General features: G+C 64.1%; 12 protein-coding genes. 2 read left to right on the top strand and 10 right to left on the bottom strand.

The window, feature by feature from the left end:
• Positions 1 to 179 precede the first annotated feature (179 nt).
• Positions 180 to 767, top strand: coding sequence for a hypothetical protein (locus tag LAN70_01280; protein ID MBZ5509780.1), 588 nt, complete (start codon positions 180 to 182; stop codon positions 765 to 767).
• A gap of 52 nt (positions 768 to 819) precedes the next feature.
• On the opposite strand, the gene LAN70_01275 is transcribed toward LAN70_01280, so the two are convergent.
• Complete coding sequence (locus LAN70_01275; protein MBZ5509779.1) at positions 820 to 1,206, bottom strand: RidA family protein; 387 nt, start codon at positions 1,204 to 1,206, stop codon at positions 820 to 822.
• A gap of 205 nt (positions 1,207 to 1,411) precedes the next feature.
• Here LAN70_01275 and galE point away from each other — a divergent pair, with 205 nt between their 5' ends.
• Positions 1,412 to 2,401 (top strand): UDP-glucose 4-epimerase GalE, encoded by a 990-nt coding sequence (galE, locus tag LAN70_01270; GenBank protein ID MBZ5509778.1) that lies wholly within the window; start codon positions 1,412 to 1,414, stop codon positions 2,399 to 2,401.
• A gap of 370 nt (positions 2,402 to 2,771) precedes the next feature.
• On the opposite strand, the gene LAN70_01265 is transcribed toward galE, so the two are convergent.
• The 9 genes from LAN70_01265 to LAN70_01225 all read right to left on the bottom strand — a co-directional run bounded on the left by LAN70_01265 (position 2,772) and on the right by LAN70_01225 (position 16,272).
• On the bottom strand, positions 2,772 to 4,151 hold the full coding sequence (locus LAN70_01265) for a pyridoxal-phosphate dependent enzyme (GenBank protein ID MBZ5509777.1): 1,380 nt from the start codon (positions 4,149 to 4,151) through the stop codon (positions 2,772 to 2,774).
• Complete coding sequence (gene ssnA / locus LAN70_01260) at positions 4,151 to 5,464, bottom strand: putative aminohydrolase SsnA (protein MBZ5509776.1); 1,314 nt, start codon at positions 5,462 to 5,464, stop codon at positions 4,151 to 4,153. Before ssnA ends, LAN70_01265 begins: the two co-directional genes overlap by 1 nt.
• Positions 5,461 to 6,438: a carbamate kinase gene (locus LAN70_01255; protein ID MBZ5509775.1), complete on the bottom strand. Its 978-nt coding sequence runs from the start codon at positions 6,436 to 6,438 to the stop codon at positions 5,461 to 5,463. The genes ssnA and LAN70_01255 overlap by 4 nt, the downstream gene beginning before the upstream one ends.
• On the bottom strand, positions 6,435 to 7,502 hold the full coding sequence (locus LAN70_01250) for an ornithine carbamoyltransferase (GenBank protein ID MBZ5509774.1): 1,068 nt from the start codon (positions 7,500 to 7,502) through the stop codon (positions 6,435 to 6,437). Before LAN70_01250 ends, LAN70_01255 begins: the two co-directional genes overlap by 4 nt.
• Positions 7,465 to 9,708 (bottom strand): glutamate synthase, encoded by a 2,244-nt coding sequence (locus tag LAN70_01245; GenBank protein MBZ5509773.1) that lies wholly within the window; start codon positions 9,706 to 9,708, stop codon positions 7,465 to 7,467. The genes LAN70_01250 and LAN70_01245 overlap by 38 nt, the downstream gene beginning before the upstream one ends.
• 98 nt (positions 9,709 to 9,806) lie before the next feature.
• Complete coding sequence (locus tag LAN70_01240; GenBank protein ID MBZ5509772.1) at positions 9,807 to 11,057, bottom strand: YgeY family selenium metabolism-linked hydrolase; 1,251 nt, start codon at positions 11,055 to 11,057, stop codon at positions 9,807 to 9,809.
• A gap of 3 nt (positions 11,058 to 11,060) precedes the next feature.
• Positions 11,061 to 13,940 carry a molybdopterin-dependent oxidoreductase gene (locus LAN70_01235; protein ID MBZ5509771.1) on the bottom strand — a complete coding sequence of 960 codons (2,880 nt, stop codon included), beginning with the start codon at positions 13,938 to 13,940 and terminating at the stop codon, positions 11,061 to 11,063.
• The gene (locus LAN70_01230; GenBank protein MBZ5509770.1) at positions 13,937 to 14,794 is read right to left on the bottom strand and encodes a xanthine dehydrogenase family protein subunit M; all 858 of its coding nucleotides are present in this window, start codon (positions 14,792 to 14,794) and stop codon (positions 13,937 to 13,939) included. The genes LAN70_01235 and LAN70_01230 overlap by 4 nt, the downstream gene beginning before the upstream one ends.
• Positions 14,795 to 14,880: 86 nt before the next feature.
• On the bottom strand, positions 14,881 to 16,272 hold the full coding sequence (locus LAN70_01225) for an 8-oxoguanine deaminase (GenBank protein ID MBZ5509769.1): 1,392 nt from the start codon (positions 16,270 to 16,272) through the stop codon (positions 14,881 to 14,883).
• Positions 16,273 to 16,319 lie beyond the last annotated feature (47 nt).

The following is a 16,319-nucleotide window of genomic DNA, read 5'->3' as shown; positions in this document are numbered from 1 at the left end:
GGTTTGACAGGGGTGGGCGGCGGAACTACTGTTTCAAGGCTGGTTGTAGCCGGGCCGAACGGCATGCCAGGCAGCGCAACAAACGTACAGCACGTGTGTTACCAATGTCAGCCACTTGGTCAACCGAAAGTTTCCCCTGCGGGCCGGTAACTCCGTGCCCCCACAGGTTGGAGGTGAACATGACATCAAGAATTACGAAGGTGGCCTTAGCAGTGGCGGTATTTTTCCTGATGACCAGCGCCAGCTTCGCACAGGCGCCCTGGTGGCAGGGCAACGGCAACGACCGCTGGGGCACCTGGGGGTACCAGAACGGCCGGGACAACGCCTATGATCGCGGGTTGCGTGACGGCCGCGAAGACCGGGAGCACAGGCGCGGCTTTCATCCGCGCAATGAAGGTCAGGCGTACCTGAACGGCTACCGCGCCGGTTATGGCACGAATGAGGGTTACAGAGGCGGCAACAATGGCGGCCCGTACCGCGGTCCCTCCGGACCCTACGGCGGCAACAATCCGTACGGCGGCTACGGCGCCAACGATCCAACCAGCATCGGGTACAGGAACGGCTATAACACCGGCCTGTCTTACGGGGGGGCGGACCGCAACAATGGTCACAGCTACCGTCCGACCTACAGCAGCACCTATCAGAACGGCACCAGCGGCTACAACTCCTCGATGGGCAGCCAGACGGCGTACAAGAATGCGTTCCGCAACGGCTATCGCGCCGGATACGACGCCGGGTACAACGACCGCGGAGGACGGAGATACTAGTCGCGCGTCGCGCGTAAGTAAGAATTGCGGGCTATACGGCCCGCAATTTTTATTAGCCAACGTAGGCGTCGGCCTCGATCTCAACCAGCATCTCCGGAGAAATCAGGCGTGCGACCGCGATCATGCTGGTGGCGGGGCGGATCTCGGCGAAGACTTCGCCGTGCGCTCGCCCGACCTTTTCCCAGTCCTCCATGTGGACCAGGTAAATGCGGGTGCGAACCACGTTTTCCAGGCGCGCGCCGGCCTGCCCCAGCGCCCATTCGATATTGCGCAGCGTCTGCACCGCTTGCGCGTAAGCGTCGCCCGCGCCAACGATGCCGCCCTCCGGCGCGGTGGCGGTGGTTCCTGAGACATGCACGTACGGTCCGATACGCACCGCGCGCGAATAGCCGACCACGGGCTCCCACGGCGTCCCGCTGGCAATGTTGAGCCGAGTCATATTCCGACCTCAGGGTTCTAGTTTGTCAGTAATTCAGTTTCTCAGTTTCTCAGTTGCCATCGCTGAATCGGACTCCTGCTGTACTGACAAACTGACATACTGACATACTGACCGGCTGAAAAACTGACTTGCTGATGAGCCGGCAGCCTGGCGGATTGCAATAAAAAGGGCGGCCCGGTTTAATACCCAAGAACCGAGGTGCAAGATGCGAGTTCTGGTGACGGGCGGCGCCGGCTATATCGGCAGCCACGGCGCGCGGGCCCTGGCGCGGCGCGGACACGATGTCGTGATCTACGACAATCTCTCCACCGGCCATCGCGAACTGGCCCAGGGCTTCGAACTGGTGGAAGGCCACGTGGGCGACGCGGCCACGCTGGGGCGCGCCCTCCGCGGCGCGGATGCCGTCATGCACTTCGCGGCTCATTCGCTGGTGGGCGAATCGGTGCAGAATCCGCGCAAATATTTCGAGAACAACGTCCGCGACGGTCTGGTGCTGCTCAACACCTGCCTGGAAGCCGGCGTCCACCGCTTCATCTTCTCTTCCACCTCGTCGGTGTACGGCGATCCGCGCGAAGTGCCCATCGTGGAAGACGCGCCCAAGGCGCCGATGAACCCCTACGGCATGTCGAAACTCGCCTTCGAATACGCCCTGCAGTCCTACGATGCCGCCTACGGCCTGCGTTTCATGAGCCTGCGTTACTTCAACGCCGCCGGATGCCACGAGAGCGGCGAGATCGGCGAGCTTCACAGCCCGGAGACGCACCTCATTCCCGCGGCGCTGCAATCGGCCACCGGGGCGCGCGCCGAGCTGCAAATTTTCGGCGACGACTACAACACGCCGGACGGCACCTGTATTCGCGATTTCATCCACGTCGAGGACCTGGCCGAAGCGCACGTGCTTGCCCTGGAATACCTGGCCGGCGGCGGCGCGTCCGGATTCCTCAACCTGGGCACCGGAACGGGTCACACGGTGAAAGAGGTGGTGACCACGATTGAGCGCGTGCTCGGGCGCGAGCTGAAGAAACGCATCGTGGGCCGCAGGCCTGGTGATCCGCCCGCCTTGCTCGCCGATCCTTCACGCGCGGAGAAGCTGCTGGGATGGAAAGCCACACGCTCGCTGGAGGATATGGTCGCCAGCGCCTGGAAATTCCATCAACTGCACTCCCAGCGCGCCCACGCCGTCTCCGAGCGGTAGGTCAGCCGCCTGGCGGCGAATGAAAATGGCCCGGCACCTCAGAGTGTGTGTGAGAGCTTCAGTCGTGCCTACGGCACTGGGCGATTTCTCCCACTAAGCCCCGCCGCTGAAGCGGCGGGCTATTCTCAATCGCCCCGCTGGGGCTGTGATTTCGCTGTTTCGTACCACGGGCACACACGGCAGACCAGTCGTCACACAAACTCTTGAGTGCCGGGAATGAATCTGTGCGAATGGAGGCGAGATGCGGGACGTCGCTGTCGCGGGACGGCGCTGCCGCTCAAGCCGCGTAGCGGCGAATGAAAATAGCCCGGCACTTCAGTGCCGGGAATGAATCCTGGTGAACACGAAGTCCCGTAGGGACGGCTGAAATTCAGCTTCTCCGCGCTTGCAGTAGCGCTGCATCGAACTCCGGGATCCTGGCCGCTTCTCCCTCCCAGAACGCTTGCGACTTCATGCTTTCCAGGTACGAATCGGAATAGCCGAACTTGCTCCACGTCTCCTGCTTGTAGCGGAAGAGCCGCTCCTTTTCCTGCCGAAGCCGGACGTCGAGAATGTCCGCGGAAGAGCCGCCGCGGAAGATGGCCTCGAACGAATCGTGCAGCGCATTGTCGGACGTCATCGGTTTGCGCTTCGCCAGATCGGCGAGGACGGAGGGATAACGATCAAAGCCATCCGTCGCAATCGTGACCACGTTGTCCTGCGGCCCGAGATTGAGATGCCGCGCCAGCCGTATTGCGCCCATGATGTTGCACACGCTGGAAATGCCGAAGACGCCGTCGAATGGGCGCAGCAATCCCGCGCGCAGCTTCAGCAGCTTCTCGAGGAACGCCTGCCGCTGCTGCAACAACTCGAGGCCGACGACGCAGTCGTCATCATGGATCAGCATCACGTAGTCGGTGGTCAGCACGTTGTGGATGAGGGTGACCATTTTGTCGCCGATGCCCTCGATGCGATGCGTTCCGCGGCCGTTGTTGGACAGCGTGGAGCACTCGCGCGGCTCCGGCGCGCAGATGACCGCGTCGGGAAATTGCGCCTTGATCGCGTCGCCCGCGGCCAGCGTACCTGCCGAGCCAGGAGCTGCGACGAACGCCGCCACCTGTCCGTTTCCGTAGGCGCGCGCCGCTTCCAGTGCGCTGCCGCCGGTCACGTGGCGGTGGAAGCGGTAATTCGGCAGCAGCTCGAACTGCGCCAGTACCTTGTTGCGCGGGTCCTTCTTGTATTCCTCGGTGCGCTCCAGTACCAGGATGACGTCGCTCTCCGATCCGGGCGTCAGATCGAGCTTGCCGCCGTATTGCCGGATGCGCTGGTAGCGCTCGGCGCTCATCTGCTCCGGCATGATGACGAGGGCGGGATACCCCATGAGCTTGGAGATATAGGCAACGCCGATACCAAAGTTGCCGGTCGAGGGGCCGATGATGGTGTTCTCGCCCCGATGGATCTCGCCCCCCAGTTCACCTTCCATCAGCGTCGCGTAGGCCGGGCCGACCTTGTGGCTGCCCGAGGGAAACTCGCGTCCCACGAGCACGATGATGTTGGCCTCCACGCCCGTCAGTTCCTTCGGAAGCACGATGTGGCGAATGGAATTGTCCGGCGCGCGCCAGGTGATGTTGAAAAGGTTGATCGGGTCCAACTCGTTGGCGCGCGCCGCCAGCGCCTTCTGCCGGATCGCGGAAGGCAGCATTTCGGGATGAAGCATTTCAGTGTAGGTCGGACCGAACCCGACTTCCGGCTTCAGGCGGGGTGCTGGCATCAGAATCTTCTCCATAATTCGCGTGCGCAGGCGGTGGCTTTTTCGGCGACGGCGCGCTCGTCCACGTGAACGAACTGCCGGTCGCGAATGACGAAGCGGCCGTTCACCAGCAGCGAATCCACCGGCGCGTGCGCAATGCCGAACAGCGCGTGGCCGAAGATGTTGTCGCGGGTGAACGGCGTGGGCGGAAAATAGTCATAGAGCACAAGGTCGGCGCGCGCGCCTGCTTCGATGCGCCCGATGTCCAGGTTCCAGACTTTACGGGCGATGGTGCGATTGTTGAGCAGCGCCAGCGCGTAAGCCTCCGCGTAGGCGACGCGCGGATCGCCGGCCCGCATTTTCTGGACGTGGAAGGCGGTCTTGAACTCGTCCCACATGCGCGGGCTGTAACCGTCGGAGCCCAGGCCGACCAGCACGCCGGCTTTCACCATCTCCAGCACGCGTGCCGCTCCCACCGCGTTGTTGCAATTCGATTGCGGGTTGTGAACCACGTTGATCTGGTGGCGCGCCAGCGCTGTAATGTCGGCGCCGCTTACGTGAATGCAGTGCGCGGCCAGCGCACGATCGTCGAGCACGCCGAGTTCATGCAGCCGGCGCACCGGAGACTTCCCGTACTTGCGGCGCGCGTCTTCGTTGTCACTGCGGTCTTCCGAGACGTGCACGTGGAACCCGGCTTTGAGCGAGTCGTTCGCTTCCACGCAGCGCCGCAGCGTGCGATCGCTCAGGGTAAACGAGGCATGCAGCCCGAAGCTGGCGTTCACCAGCCCATCTGATTTCCGTGCGCGCTCGATATGACGGACGTTCTCCTCCAACCCTTCCTGCGCGTTCTTCGGGCCGTTGCGGTCGGTGGTCTCGTAGCAGAGCACCCCGCGCAATCCGACTTCGCGAAAGGCACGCTCGATCACGTCGAGGCTGCCGCTGACCGCCGATGGACTGGAATGGTGGTCCACCAGCGTGCCCACGCCACAGCGCGCCGAATCCATGACGCCGACCAGTGCGCTGTAATAGATGTCCTGTTGGTTGAGCGCGCGGTCGAGCCGCCACCACAGCTTCTTCAGAATTTCGGGAAAATTCTTGGGCGGCGCGCCCGGCAGTGAGATGCCGCGCGCCAGCGTGCTGTAGAGATGGGTGTGGCAGTTGATGAGCGCGGGCATGAGCAAGCGGCCGCGCGCGTCAATCCGTTCCTGATCGCTGCGCGCAGCATCTTTGCCGACTGCGCCGATGCTGCCATCATCGCGCACCTCGACCGTGCCGCAATCCAGCACGCGGTTGTGCGAGTCGAAGGTCAGGATGCGGGCGTTCTCGATGATCATGGCGCGTTGAATGCCAGCGAACGGTTTCCCCAGGCTGCGAGGAGGTGCGTGCCGGCGCTGCCTTCGACCGCTTCGGCGACTTTCTCGGTCGAGGTGATAATGCACTCCTCGCCACCGTTCTCGATGAAATCAATCGCGGCCTCGATCTTCGGCCCCATGGAACCGGGCGGAAATTCGCCGGCGGCCAGCAAGCGGCGCGCATCGTCCACGCCAATGCTGCTGATCCACCTCTGCCCCGGCTTGCCGAAGGAGATGGCCACCTGGTCCACCGAAGTGACGATGATCAGCCGGTTGGCGCGCACTTGCTTGGCGAGCAGGCAGGAGGCGAGGTCCTTGTCGATGACGCCCTCGACGCCGACGAGTTTCGGGCCGTCCCATGCGACCGCAATTCCGCCGCCGCCGCAAGCAACGACGATGACCCCGGCTTCGAGCATGGCGGCGATGGATTCTTTTTCCAGAATGTCGAGCGGCCGCGGCGAGGGCACCACGCGCCGCCACCGGCCTGGTTCAATCTCCTTCATGCGCCAGTGCGGCTTCTCGACGCGCAGTTTTTCCAGCTCTTCCGGGGAATGAAACGACCCAACGGGTTTGGAGGGGTGCGCGAAATCCGGATCGTTGCGGTCGACCACCACCTGGGTGATCACGGTGGCACACTCGCGGCGGATGCCTTCGCGGCGGAACATTTGGTCGGCGACGCGCTGGATCATGTAGCCCATGCCGCCCTGCGAGTCGGAGACGCAGGTATCCAGCGGCAGCGGCGGGACGCGGCGCTCGCCTTCCTCGGAGCGGATGAGGATATTGCCGATCTGCGGGCCGTTGCCGTGCGTGATGACGAGGCGGCGGTCGCTGCGAAACAGCGGCACCAGGTGTTCCAGCGTCTCGGCCGTGTGCGCGAACTGCTGCGGAATAGTGCCGCGCTCACCGGGACGCGTGATGGCGTTCCCACCGAGCGCGATAACCAGGGTTTCCGTCATGCGCGTGCGGCCGCGGCCGGCTCCTCTTCGTACTCAATCTCGTGATCAGCCATGGTCAGCGCCATGATCGCCTTGCAGGTGTGCAGGCGGTTCTCCGCTTCGTCGTAAACCACGGAGTGCGGGCCGTCAATCACTTCGTCGGTAACCTCGTTGCCGCGGTCGGCGGGCAGCGGATGCATGTAGAGCACATCGGGCTTGGCGAGCTTCAGCCGGTTAGCGTCGCAGATCCAATGCTTGTACTGGGTGGCGATGCGCAGCGACTCCTGCGGGTTCTGGCCCATGGTGTCGAGGCAGCCCCAGCTCTTGGGAATGACGACATCGGCCGTGCGGAAAGCGTCGTCCATGTCGTTCGTGACGGAGAATTTGGTTCCGCAGCGCCGGGCGTTGTCGCGCGCCGCCTGCATAGTCTCCGGCATGAGGAAATATTCCGGCGGATGGGCCAGCGTCACGTCAATGCCGAAGCGCGGCAGCAGCATGATCAACCCTTGCGGCACCGAGAGCGGCTTGGCGTAGCTGGGCGCGTACGCCCACGAGACCGCGACCTTCAGCCCGCGCAGGTTGCGGCCGCGCTGTTCGCGCATGGTCATCAGGTCGGCCAACGTCTGGCAGGGATGGTCCACGTCGCACTGCATGTTGATGACCGGCACGTCGGCCCAGCGCGCCACTTCGCGCATGTAGGCGTTGCCCTCGCCGGGGATGAGGTCGTGGCGGATGGCGATGCCGTGGCCGTAGCGCGAGAGGATGACGCCGGTGTCCTTCGGGCTTTCGCCGTGCGAGACCTGCATCACGTCGGCAGTCAGGAAATGGGCGTGGCCGCCGAGCTGCGTGATCCCGGCTTCGAACGAATTGCGCGTGCGCGTGGACTTGTCGAAGAACATCAGGAAGATGGTCTGGTCGGGCAGGTAGCGGTGCGGAACGCGGTTCTTGAACTTGCGCTTCAGATCGGCCGAAACCGCGAGCAGGGTTTCGATCTGCGCCTCCGACCATTCCTCGGTGGTGATGTAGTCCTTACCTTTGAACAGCGCCTTATTGAGCAAGGTTGGCCCCCGTGAGTGCCGCGACATTGGCATAGTGCGCGCGCCGCGGATGGGAAACTGCGTCCATCAGGAACTTGAGCTGCAGGTAGGGCAGCATGTCGACATTATGCGGCGCGGCCGCGCCCGGTTTCAGTGACCAGGCCAGGACCGCGTGATCGGTAGTCCTGATTTGGATTTCCACGCTGCCGTCGTCGAAAACGGCGCGCTGCTGCTGCGCGACCGACGTGAGCCGGTACGGCTTGCCGGCGATGGTGCCGTGAATCGTACTGCCGCCATTGGAAAAATCCAGGAAGAAGCCATTGCGGCCGGCAAACTTCTGGTACGACTCCAGGCTGCCGAAGAAGCGCGGCTTCTCGATTTGCGGGCCGCCGTCTTCGGGGCAGAAGACGTCGCAATTGCCGCAGTCGTTGCAGGCGTCGGCATAATTGGCGAGCTGATGCGCGCGCGCCACCTTAAATGTGCCGCCGGGTACAGGGCGCGCTTCGGCGCCCCGAAGCAACTCGTAATTGCTGTAGGCGAAGTCGGCGGCGTCGGACTCGTAGACGAAATTGGCGTCGTTGGGGCAGACCGGAACGCACTTGTCGCAACTGATGCAGTCGTAGAGCCACAGCTTGGAGCCGATCTTTCGCGGCACCGCCTTGTTCTTTTCCCAACCATAGCGCGGGTCGGCGGTGGTGCGGTCCACGATTGAGGGCGTGTTGAGCACGCCCGCGGCTTCCACCAGCGTGCGCTCCAGTCCGACAAGTTCGTCCTGCAGGGCGTCGGCGAGCGAATGCGGAAGCTGCGGGATGCGGCCAGGAGTGAATTCGCGCCGGATGTCGGCGCAAACTTCATTCAGTGGTGCCCCACATCTGCCCGCAGTTGGCAGATGTGGGTCTGCGCTAGCGAGCCAGGCTTGCAGCCGCGAGGCGACGACGTCGTCAATGGCCGAGGCGGCGGCGGGAAAACGCTTTGCGAGTGCCGCCACCACGGAGTTGATGGCCACCTCGCCCTGGCCGGCGTAGCGGACGACGAAGTCATGAATCCGAGGCGCGCCGAGCTCGCGCATTTTCGCACCCAGGTTTTCCAGGTACTTGGGAAGCCGCGCGTAGCCGCCGGGGCGCAGCAGGTCGGTGCACGTGGTGACGGGCACGAAATTCATGGCAACGGCGTTGCACACGTTGTGCTGGTCGAGGCCGGCGGAAAACGAAATGGGAAACGCGGCGCCCATGTGCTCGCGGAATTTCTTCACCAGGTTGAGCGTGACCACGTGCAGCGGCGGGCCGGACATGTACATGACTTCGTCGGTGAACATCCGGCGGTGGTTCTTCACCACCAGCGTGTTGCTGAATTTGACGGCGAGGCGCTTGCCGCGGGAGCGCGCGACCCCGGCCAGGCGCGGCAGCATGGTGAGCGCATCGGCAAACTGAAGGTCGTGCTCGAAGGCGTCGGCGGCAACCTGGATGTCGCGATAGCCGAGCACGTCGTGCAGCACATGTTTCACCTGCTCGAAGCCGAGCAGCGTGGGGTTGAGCTTGATGCAGACGTGCACGTCCATCTCGGTGAGCAGGAAGGTGACGATGCCCTCGATCTCGTGCGCCGGGCAGCCGTGGAACGTGGAGAGCGTGATGCTGTCGCTGAGGCGCGTGGGGAACGGCAGATCGCGATAGCGCGCCCACGGGCCGGTGAGCGTGGCGCGCAGCTCGTCAATGATGGCGCGCGCGTCCTTCATGCTCTCGATCCACTGGCGCACGCGCGGCGAGCGGATGCCCTCCAGGCTGTAGCCCACGCTCATGTCGTAAATCGTGTCGGTGAAGGGGCCGGTGAATTCCTCGCCCAGCAGGCGCGAGGCTATGAGGATCTCGATGAACATCATCGCGCCGACGTACTCGCGCAACGATTGTTCCAGCTTCAGCTCCTGCGACCACTCGACGTTGTAGCCGACGTTGGTGGCGTCAATGCAGGGGCGCGGGATTTTGAGCTCGTCCATGATCTGCACGGTCTTGAGCTCGATGATGCGCGAGCCGGCGAGCCAGGAGAGAACGATGTTCTGCACCAGTTGATCGTGCGGGCCGGCAGCGGGCCCGACGGGATTGGCGGCGCGCCGGCCATGAAATGTCACGGAAGTATCCAGACCGCTCAGGCCGCGAAAGAACTTCGCCTTCGGCAGGTCGAAGATTTTCCCCTCGCGCTCATATTCCAGAAACGCGCGCGTGAGCTGCAGCGGGAGCGGGATGGGAATCAGCTCGGACATTTGGCAATTTGGTAATTGGGTAATCTCGTAATTTTCGAAACGCGTGCAGGCAGCGCGACAAATTACCAAATTACCAATTCATAAAATTACGAAATCCTTTACCGCGCGCCTGCCTTCGCCGTCTGCTCGCGCTCCAGCGTGTGCACGTACACCAGCGGAAACGCGGCGTAGAACTGCGCCGCCTGCACCAGGTGGTCGATCGAGACACGTTCGGTGACGGCGTGCGCGTCCACTTCGTTGCCCGGACCAAAGCCGACCGTGGGCACGCCGCACATTCCCATCGAGCCCACGCCGTTGGTGCTGAATACCCATTTGTCCACGACGGGCGCGCGGCCATGCAGTGCCTGGTAGGTCTCCACCGCGGACTGCACCAGTGGATGATCTTCTTCGACCAGCCACGTCGGATAGTACTTCTCCACCGGATACACCAGCCCGGTGTAGCTCGGCACTTCGTATCTCAGGATCTCGATCTCGGCGTCGCGTGCGCCGGATAGGGCGCGAACTTCGGCCACCGCGCTCTCTTTGGTGTCGCCGGTCGTCAATCGCCGATCGAGGTGAATCGAACACGATCCCGGAACCGCGCACAGCGAGGGCGAAAGCGAGCGAATCTGCGTCACCGTGATCGTGCCCTTGCCCAGGAACTTGTCGTCGCGCAGCCGGGTATTGAGTTGCTCGACTTCGCGCAGCAGCGTGGTCATCTTGTAGATCGGGTTGTCGCCGCGCTCGGGCGCGCTGGCATGGCAGGAGCGCCCGCGGATGTGGACTTCGATCTCCATGCGCCCGCGCTGCCCGCGGTACACCTGCAGGTTGGTTGGCTCGGTGATGAGGACGCAATCGGGCTTGATGCCGTCTTCGCGCAGGATGTAGAGCCACGCCAGGCCGTCGCAATCCTCTTCCTGCACGCTGCCGACGCACCATAGCGTGTAATCGCCGGCCAGGCCGAGTTCCTTGATCAGCTTGGCGCCGTACACCATGCTGGCCATTCCGCAACGCTGGTCGCAGGCGCCGCGGCCGTACACGTAGCCGTCCTCCACCTTGCCCTGGTACGGGTCCCACTTCCATTCCTTGAGGTCGCCGACGCCAACCGTGTCGGTGTGCGAGTCCATCATGATGACGCGCTTGCCGGACCCGATGCGGCCGAGAATGTTGCCCATTCTGTCGACGCGGACTTCGTCGAAGCCGACCTGTTCCATCTCCTGATTGATGCGCTGGATGACGGGCCCTTCCTGCGAGCTCTCGGCGGGAATGGCGATCAGGTCGCGCAGGAAGCGGACCATGGGCTGCTCGTACTTTTTCGCGCCGGCGGTTATGGCCGCGCGCTGCTGGCGAATGTTGTCGAATGGGTTCATGTCCTAGTCCGAAGCGACGGCCTTGCGCACGCCGCGAGCCGGCCTGGTGCGCGGTTTCTGTTTTTCCTGCTCGTGCAGCGCCTTGAGCACCATCTCCGGCCGGATCGGCAACTGCCGGAAGCGGATTCCGATGGCGTGGTAAATCGCATTGGCAATTGCCGGCGCCGGGCCGTTGATCGGTACCTCGGCGATGGACTTTGCGCCGTAGGGCCCGAGCGGTTCCTCGGTCTCCACCAGGATGGTCGTGAGCCTGGGCATGTCTTTTGCCGAGAAAACTTTGTAGTCGAGAAAATTCGGGTTGATCATGCGGCCGGTTTCATCGAGCAGCATTTCCTCGGTGAGCGCGTAGCCGAGGCCTTGCGCCACCGCGCCTTCGCTCTGGCCTTCCGCTGCCATGGGATTGATGGCAACGCCGCAGTCAACCGCGGTGACCAGTTCCAGGACGCGTACCTTCCCGGTTTCAGTATCAACTTCGACTTCGGCGAAGGTGGCGCAGAACGGCGGCGGGCTGTCGGTGTTCCAGTGCGAGGCGCTGTCCATGATCTGGACCTTGTCCTTGTACATGGCGTGGCGCGCGACCTCGGCCATACTCACGGCCTTGCGGCACTCGCAGGTGGTGAACGCTTCGTTGTTGCCGAGATTGACCTTGTCGGGCGTGACCTCGAGCAGGCGCGCGGCGACATCGAGAATCTGGGCGCGAACTTTTTCCGCCGCTTTCTTTACCGCGCCGCCGGAAATGATGGTCGTGCTGGAGGCGTAAGCGCCGACGTCGAAGGGCGTGAAGTCGGTGTCGCCGGAGCAGACGATCATCTTGTCGAGCGTGACGCCCAGCGTTTCGGCAGCGATCTGCGCCAGCACGGTGTCAGCGCCGGTGCCAAGATCGGCCGCCCCGACCTGCAGGTTGAAGGAACCGTCTTCGTTGATTTTCAAAAGAGCGGCGGCAAAGTCCACGCCGGCGATGCCGCTGCCCTGGATCGAACATGCCACGCCGACGCCACGGCGCAGATGCGTCGCCTTGCCCGGCAGCGCAGTTCGTTTCCGCTCCCAATCAATCGCCTTGGCGCCGCGCTCCAGGCACTCGGGCATGCCGCAACTCCGGATGTGACGCGGCAGGCCCTTGCGTCCTTCACCGAGTTGGGCGGAAAGCTCGTCAATGTCGCCGGCGCGGATCAGGTTGCGCCGCCGCAGTTCGATGGGATCCAGGCCGAGCTCGTGCGCGATCTCGTCAATCACGCTTTCCTGCGCAAAGAAGCCTTGCGGGCAGCCGTACCCGCGGAACGCGCCCGCGACCGGGCAGTTGGTGTACACCACGATGCAGTCGAACTTCATGTTAGGCGCGCGGTAGAGCGGCAGCACCTTGCTGCCGGTATTGCCCTGCACGGTGGCGGAATGGCTGCCGTAGGCGCCGGTGGTGGCGAGCACCGACATCTGGTTGGCCACGATGGTGCCGTCGCGTTTGGCGCCGATCTTCACCTTCAGGATCTGCGGATGCCGGCTGCGCGCCATATAGAACTCTTCCTCGCGCGTGTACTCGATCTTGACCGGACGACGTGTCGCCAGCGCGAGCGCGCCGGTGATGTCCTCGAGCAGCATTTCCTGCTTGCCGCCGAAGCCGCCGCCGATGCGCGGCTTGATGAGCCGGACCTTCTGCACCGGCAGTTGCAGGATCATCGCCACCTGCCGGCGCGAGTGGAACGGCACTTGCGTGCTGCTGCGGATGGTGAGCCGCCCGTCTTCGTCGAGCCAGGCGATGGAGACGTGCGGCTCCATCATCGCGTGCTGTTGGCGGTGGGTGCGGAATTCGCGCTCGATGACCACGTCAGCCTGGCGGAATGCCTGGTCAACGTTGCCCAGCTCTTTCTTGATGAACGCGGCGACGTTGTGCTTGGCATCGTGAATGCCGGTGGAGTCGGGCTCGTCGTGGATGACCGGCGCGCCGGGCTTGGTGGCCTGCTCCATATCGAGGATGGCGGGCAGGACTTCGTAATCCACTTTGATCAGGCGCAGCGCTTCCTCGGCGATGGCGCGCGATTCGGCAGCCACGGCCGCCACGCGGTCGCCCACGAAACGGACTTTGGAATCGAGCAAATAAGTATCGTAAGGCGATGGTTCGGGCCAGCTCTGGCCGGCGGTGGTATGCGGCACCCGCGGAACGTCCTTGTAGGTCAGGACGGCATGCACGCCGGGCAGCGCGCGGGCCCTGCTGACGTCAATGCGCTTGATGCGCGCGTGTGCGTGCGGGCTGGGCAGGATTTTGCCGATCAGCATGCCCGGCATGTGGACGTCGTCGGTGAAGCACGGCCGCCCGGTGACCAGCTTCACGCCATCGGTCTTCTGCAAGGAGTGCCCGACCACCAGGTGACGGCCTGCGGCGGGAGTTGCCTCGCAATGCTTGGGGCGGTTCTGCGAGACGGCCAGGACGGCCTCCACCGGCTTCTTGAAACCGGTGCAGCGGCAGAAATTGCCGGAGAGCATGTCGCGAACTTCGTCTTCGCCGGCGTGTGGATGTTCCCGCAGCAGGGCCTTGGTGTTGAGGATCATGCCGGGCGTGCAGAAGCCGCACTGCGCCGCGCCGTGGTCGAGAAACGCCTGCTGCACGGGATCGAGCGTATCGCCGTGCGCGACGGCTTCGACGGTGGTGATCTCGCAGCCGTTCGCCTGCGCCGCAAAGACGACGCACGAGTTGACCGGCTTTTCGTTCAGCAGCACGGTGCAGCAGCCGCACTCGCCGGTTTCGCAGCCGCGCTTCACGCCGAAATAACCTTCGCGGCGGAGCACATCCAGCAGCAGGTCGCCCGGAGCGATGGTCCACTCGCGGGATTCGCCGTTGATGCGAACCTTCAGTGCAATCGCGTTCTTGCCGTGTCCGTTGCGGCCGCTCATACGGTGTACTCCGCTTCTTGGGCGCACGCCAGCAGTGCGCGGCGGGCCAGCACCTGGCTGATCTCGCGGCGGTACTCCGCCGAGGCACGCTGATCGGTAATCGGCTGGACTTCACGCGCCACCGATTCGGCGGCGCGACCAATCAGATCGCGGGTGAGGGCTTTGCCGACGAGCACTGCTTCCGCTTGATCCGCGCGCATCGGGGCAGGGGCAACAGCGCCGAGCGCGATGCGTGCCCACGCGCACGTGCCATCGCGCGCGATGCCCAGGCCGGCGGCAACATTGACCACGGCAATGTCGGTTTCCGTGCGCCCGAACTTCTGGAACGACCACCCGGCCCGGCCTTTGTTCTTGGGGACGAAGATTTGCACCAGCAGTCCGCCGTTGATCCGCCGCTTCAGAGGCAAGGCGAAAAATTCGCGCAGCGTCATGCGCCGCCGGCCGCTTTTGGTTTGCACGACGACCGATGCGTCCATGGCGAGCAGCGGGGTCGCGGTATCGGCCGCGGGGGAACCGTTGGCGAGATTTCCGCCGATGGTTGCCAGGTTGCGAATCTGGATGGAGCCGCAGGTGGCGGCGGCGCGGGCAAGAATGCCGCCGGCGAGTCCACGTACGATCGGCGAATGTTCCAGCGCCGACATGGTGCAGGCGGCCCCGATGTCACATCCATTGCCATCGCGGCGGATGTAGTCGAGGCCGAGATGCTTGATGTCAACCAGGAACCGGACAGAGCGGTCGCGCAGCAGCGCAAGATCGGTGCCCCCGCCAAGGACGCGGCCCGGGCCGCTGTGCAGCAGGCGTACCGCCTCGCGGACGCTCCTCGGCTGATAGAAAGCTTGAATGTGGTCAAACACCGCGTTCTCCAATCTCCGCGTGGGGGGAGCACGGGCGAGAACTGCAAAATTGGTAAGCTAAGACAAACGGTCAATATATCAAAATATCAAAGCAGCGGAGTGCGGCCAACGATTCTTGCGGCGATGCGGCGGTGACGGTGCAGGATCGGGACAAGCGAAACACCTTGCAGGACGCCGCCTTCCACCACCACCCGGCCCTCGATGACTAAGGTACTGACGCGGGTCGGCGCGCACAGCAGCAAGGCGGAGAGCGCGTCCTCGGCGCCGCTGTAGCCGATGTCGCGCAAATCGAAGAGCGCGATGTCGGCGCGCTTGCCCACCGCGATGCTGCCGATGTCGTCGCGGCCGAGACAGCGCGCGCCCTCCAGGGTGGCCATGCGCAGAGCGTCATGCACCGTGATGGCGGAAGCGCCGCGCGCCAGCCGGTTCAACAGCAATGCCTGGCGCGCTTCGGCCAGCATGTTGGAGCTGTCGTTGGACGCGCTGCCGTCCACGCCCAACCCGACCGGCGATCCGGCGCGCTGCAACTTTTCCACCGGACAGATTCCCGAGGCCAGGCGCATGTTCGAGGTCGGGCAGTGCGCCACGCCGACCCCCGCGCGGCCCAGCCGGCCACATTCGCCGGCGTTGAAATAGATTCCGTGCGCCACCCAGGTATCTTCGTGCAGCCAGCCGCAGTCGCGGAAAAAGTCCAGCGGGCGTTGGCTGAAGCGCTTGCGGCAGTACTCTTCCTCGTCACGCGTCTCCGCCAGATGCGTGTGCAAGCGGACGCCATGCCGGCGAGCGAGCGCGGCAGTCTGGCGCATTAGTTCCGCGTCTACCGTGAAGGGAGAACACGGCGCGAGCGCGATGCGCAGCATCGAGCCCGGGCGCGGGTCGTGATATTTGCGAATCACGCGCTCGGAGTCTTCCAGGATTTCGCCCGTGGTCTGTACGACGGAGTCGGGCGGCAGGCCACCGCGGCTGACGCCCACGTTCATGCTGCCGCGCGTGGGATGAAAGCGGATGCCGAGGCGGCGCGCCGCCGCGATCTCGGCGTCAATCAGCTTCTTCTGCCCGCGCGGAAAAAGATAATGATGATCGCTTGTCGTTGTGCAGCCGCTGAGCATCAGTTCCGCCATGCCCACCAGCGCTGCCGTGTGCACCGCTTCCTCGTCAATGCGCGCCCAGCGCGGATACAGCGTGGTCAGCCAGTCGAACAATTCGGCATTGGCGGCGGCGGTGCAGGCGCGCGTCAGCGTCTGAAACAAATGGTGGTGGGTGTTGATGAGCCCCGGCACGGCGACGGCGTAGGGCGCGCGGATGGTTTTCGCGGCACGCAGGCCGGGCGGAACACGTGTGCCGACTTTCTTGATCTCGCCGTTTTCGCAATAAATGTAGGCGCCGCGGAGCAGGGGCGTGCCGGTGTGGCCCGGGTCTTTGACCCGGGAGCGCGGGTCGGAGACCCGCGCCACACGATCTGAATCATTTCCCTCCATCGAGACCAGCGTGTGAATGTCGCGAATCAGCAGCGAATTGGGCGTGG

Source organism: Terriglobia bacterium (assembly GCA_020072845.1).
In the GTDB taxonomy this organism is placed as follows: Bacteria; Acidobacteriota; Terriglobia; order Terriglobales; family Acidobacteriaceae; genus JAIQGF01.
This window is presented reverse-complemented; position numbering and strand designations above follow the sequence as displayed.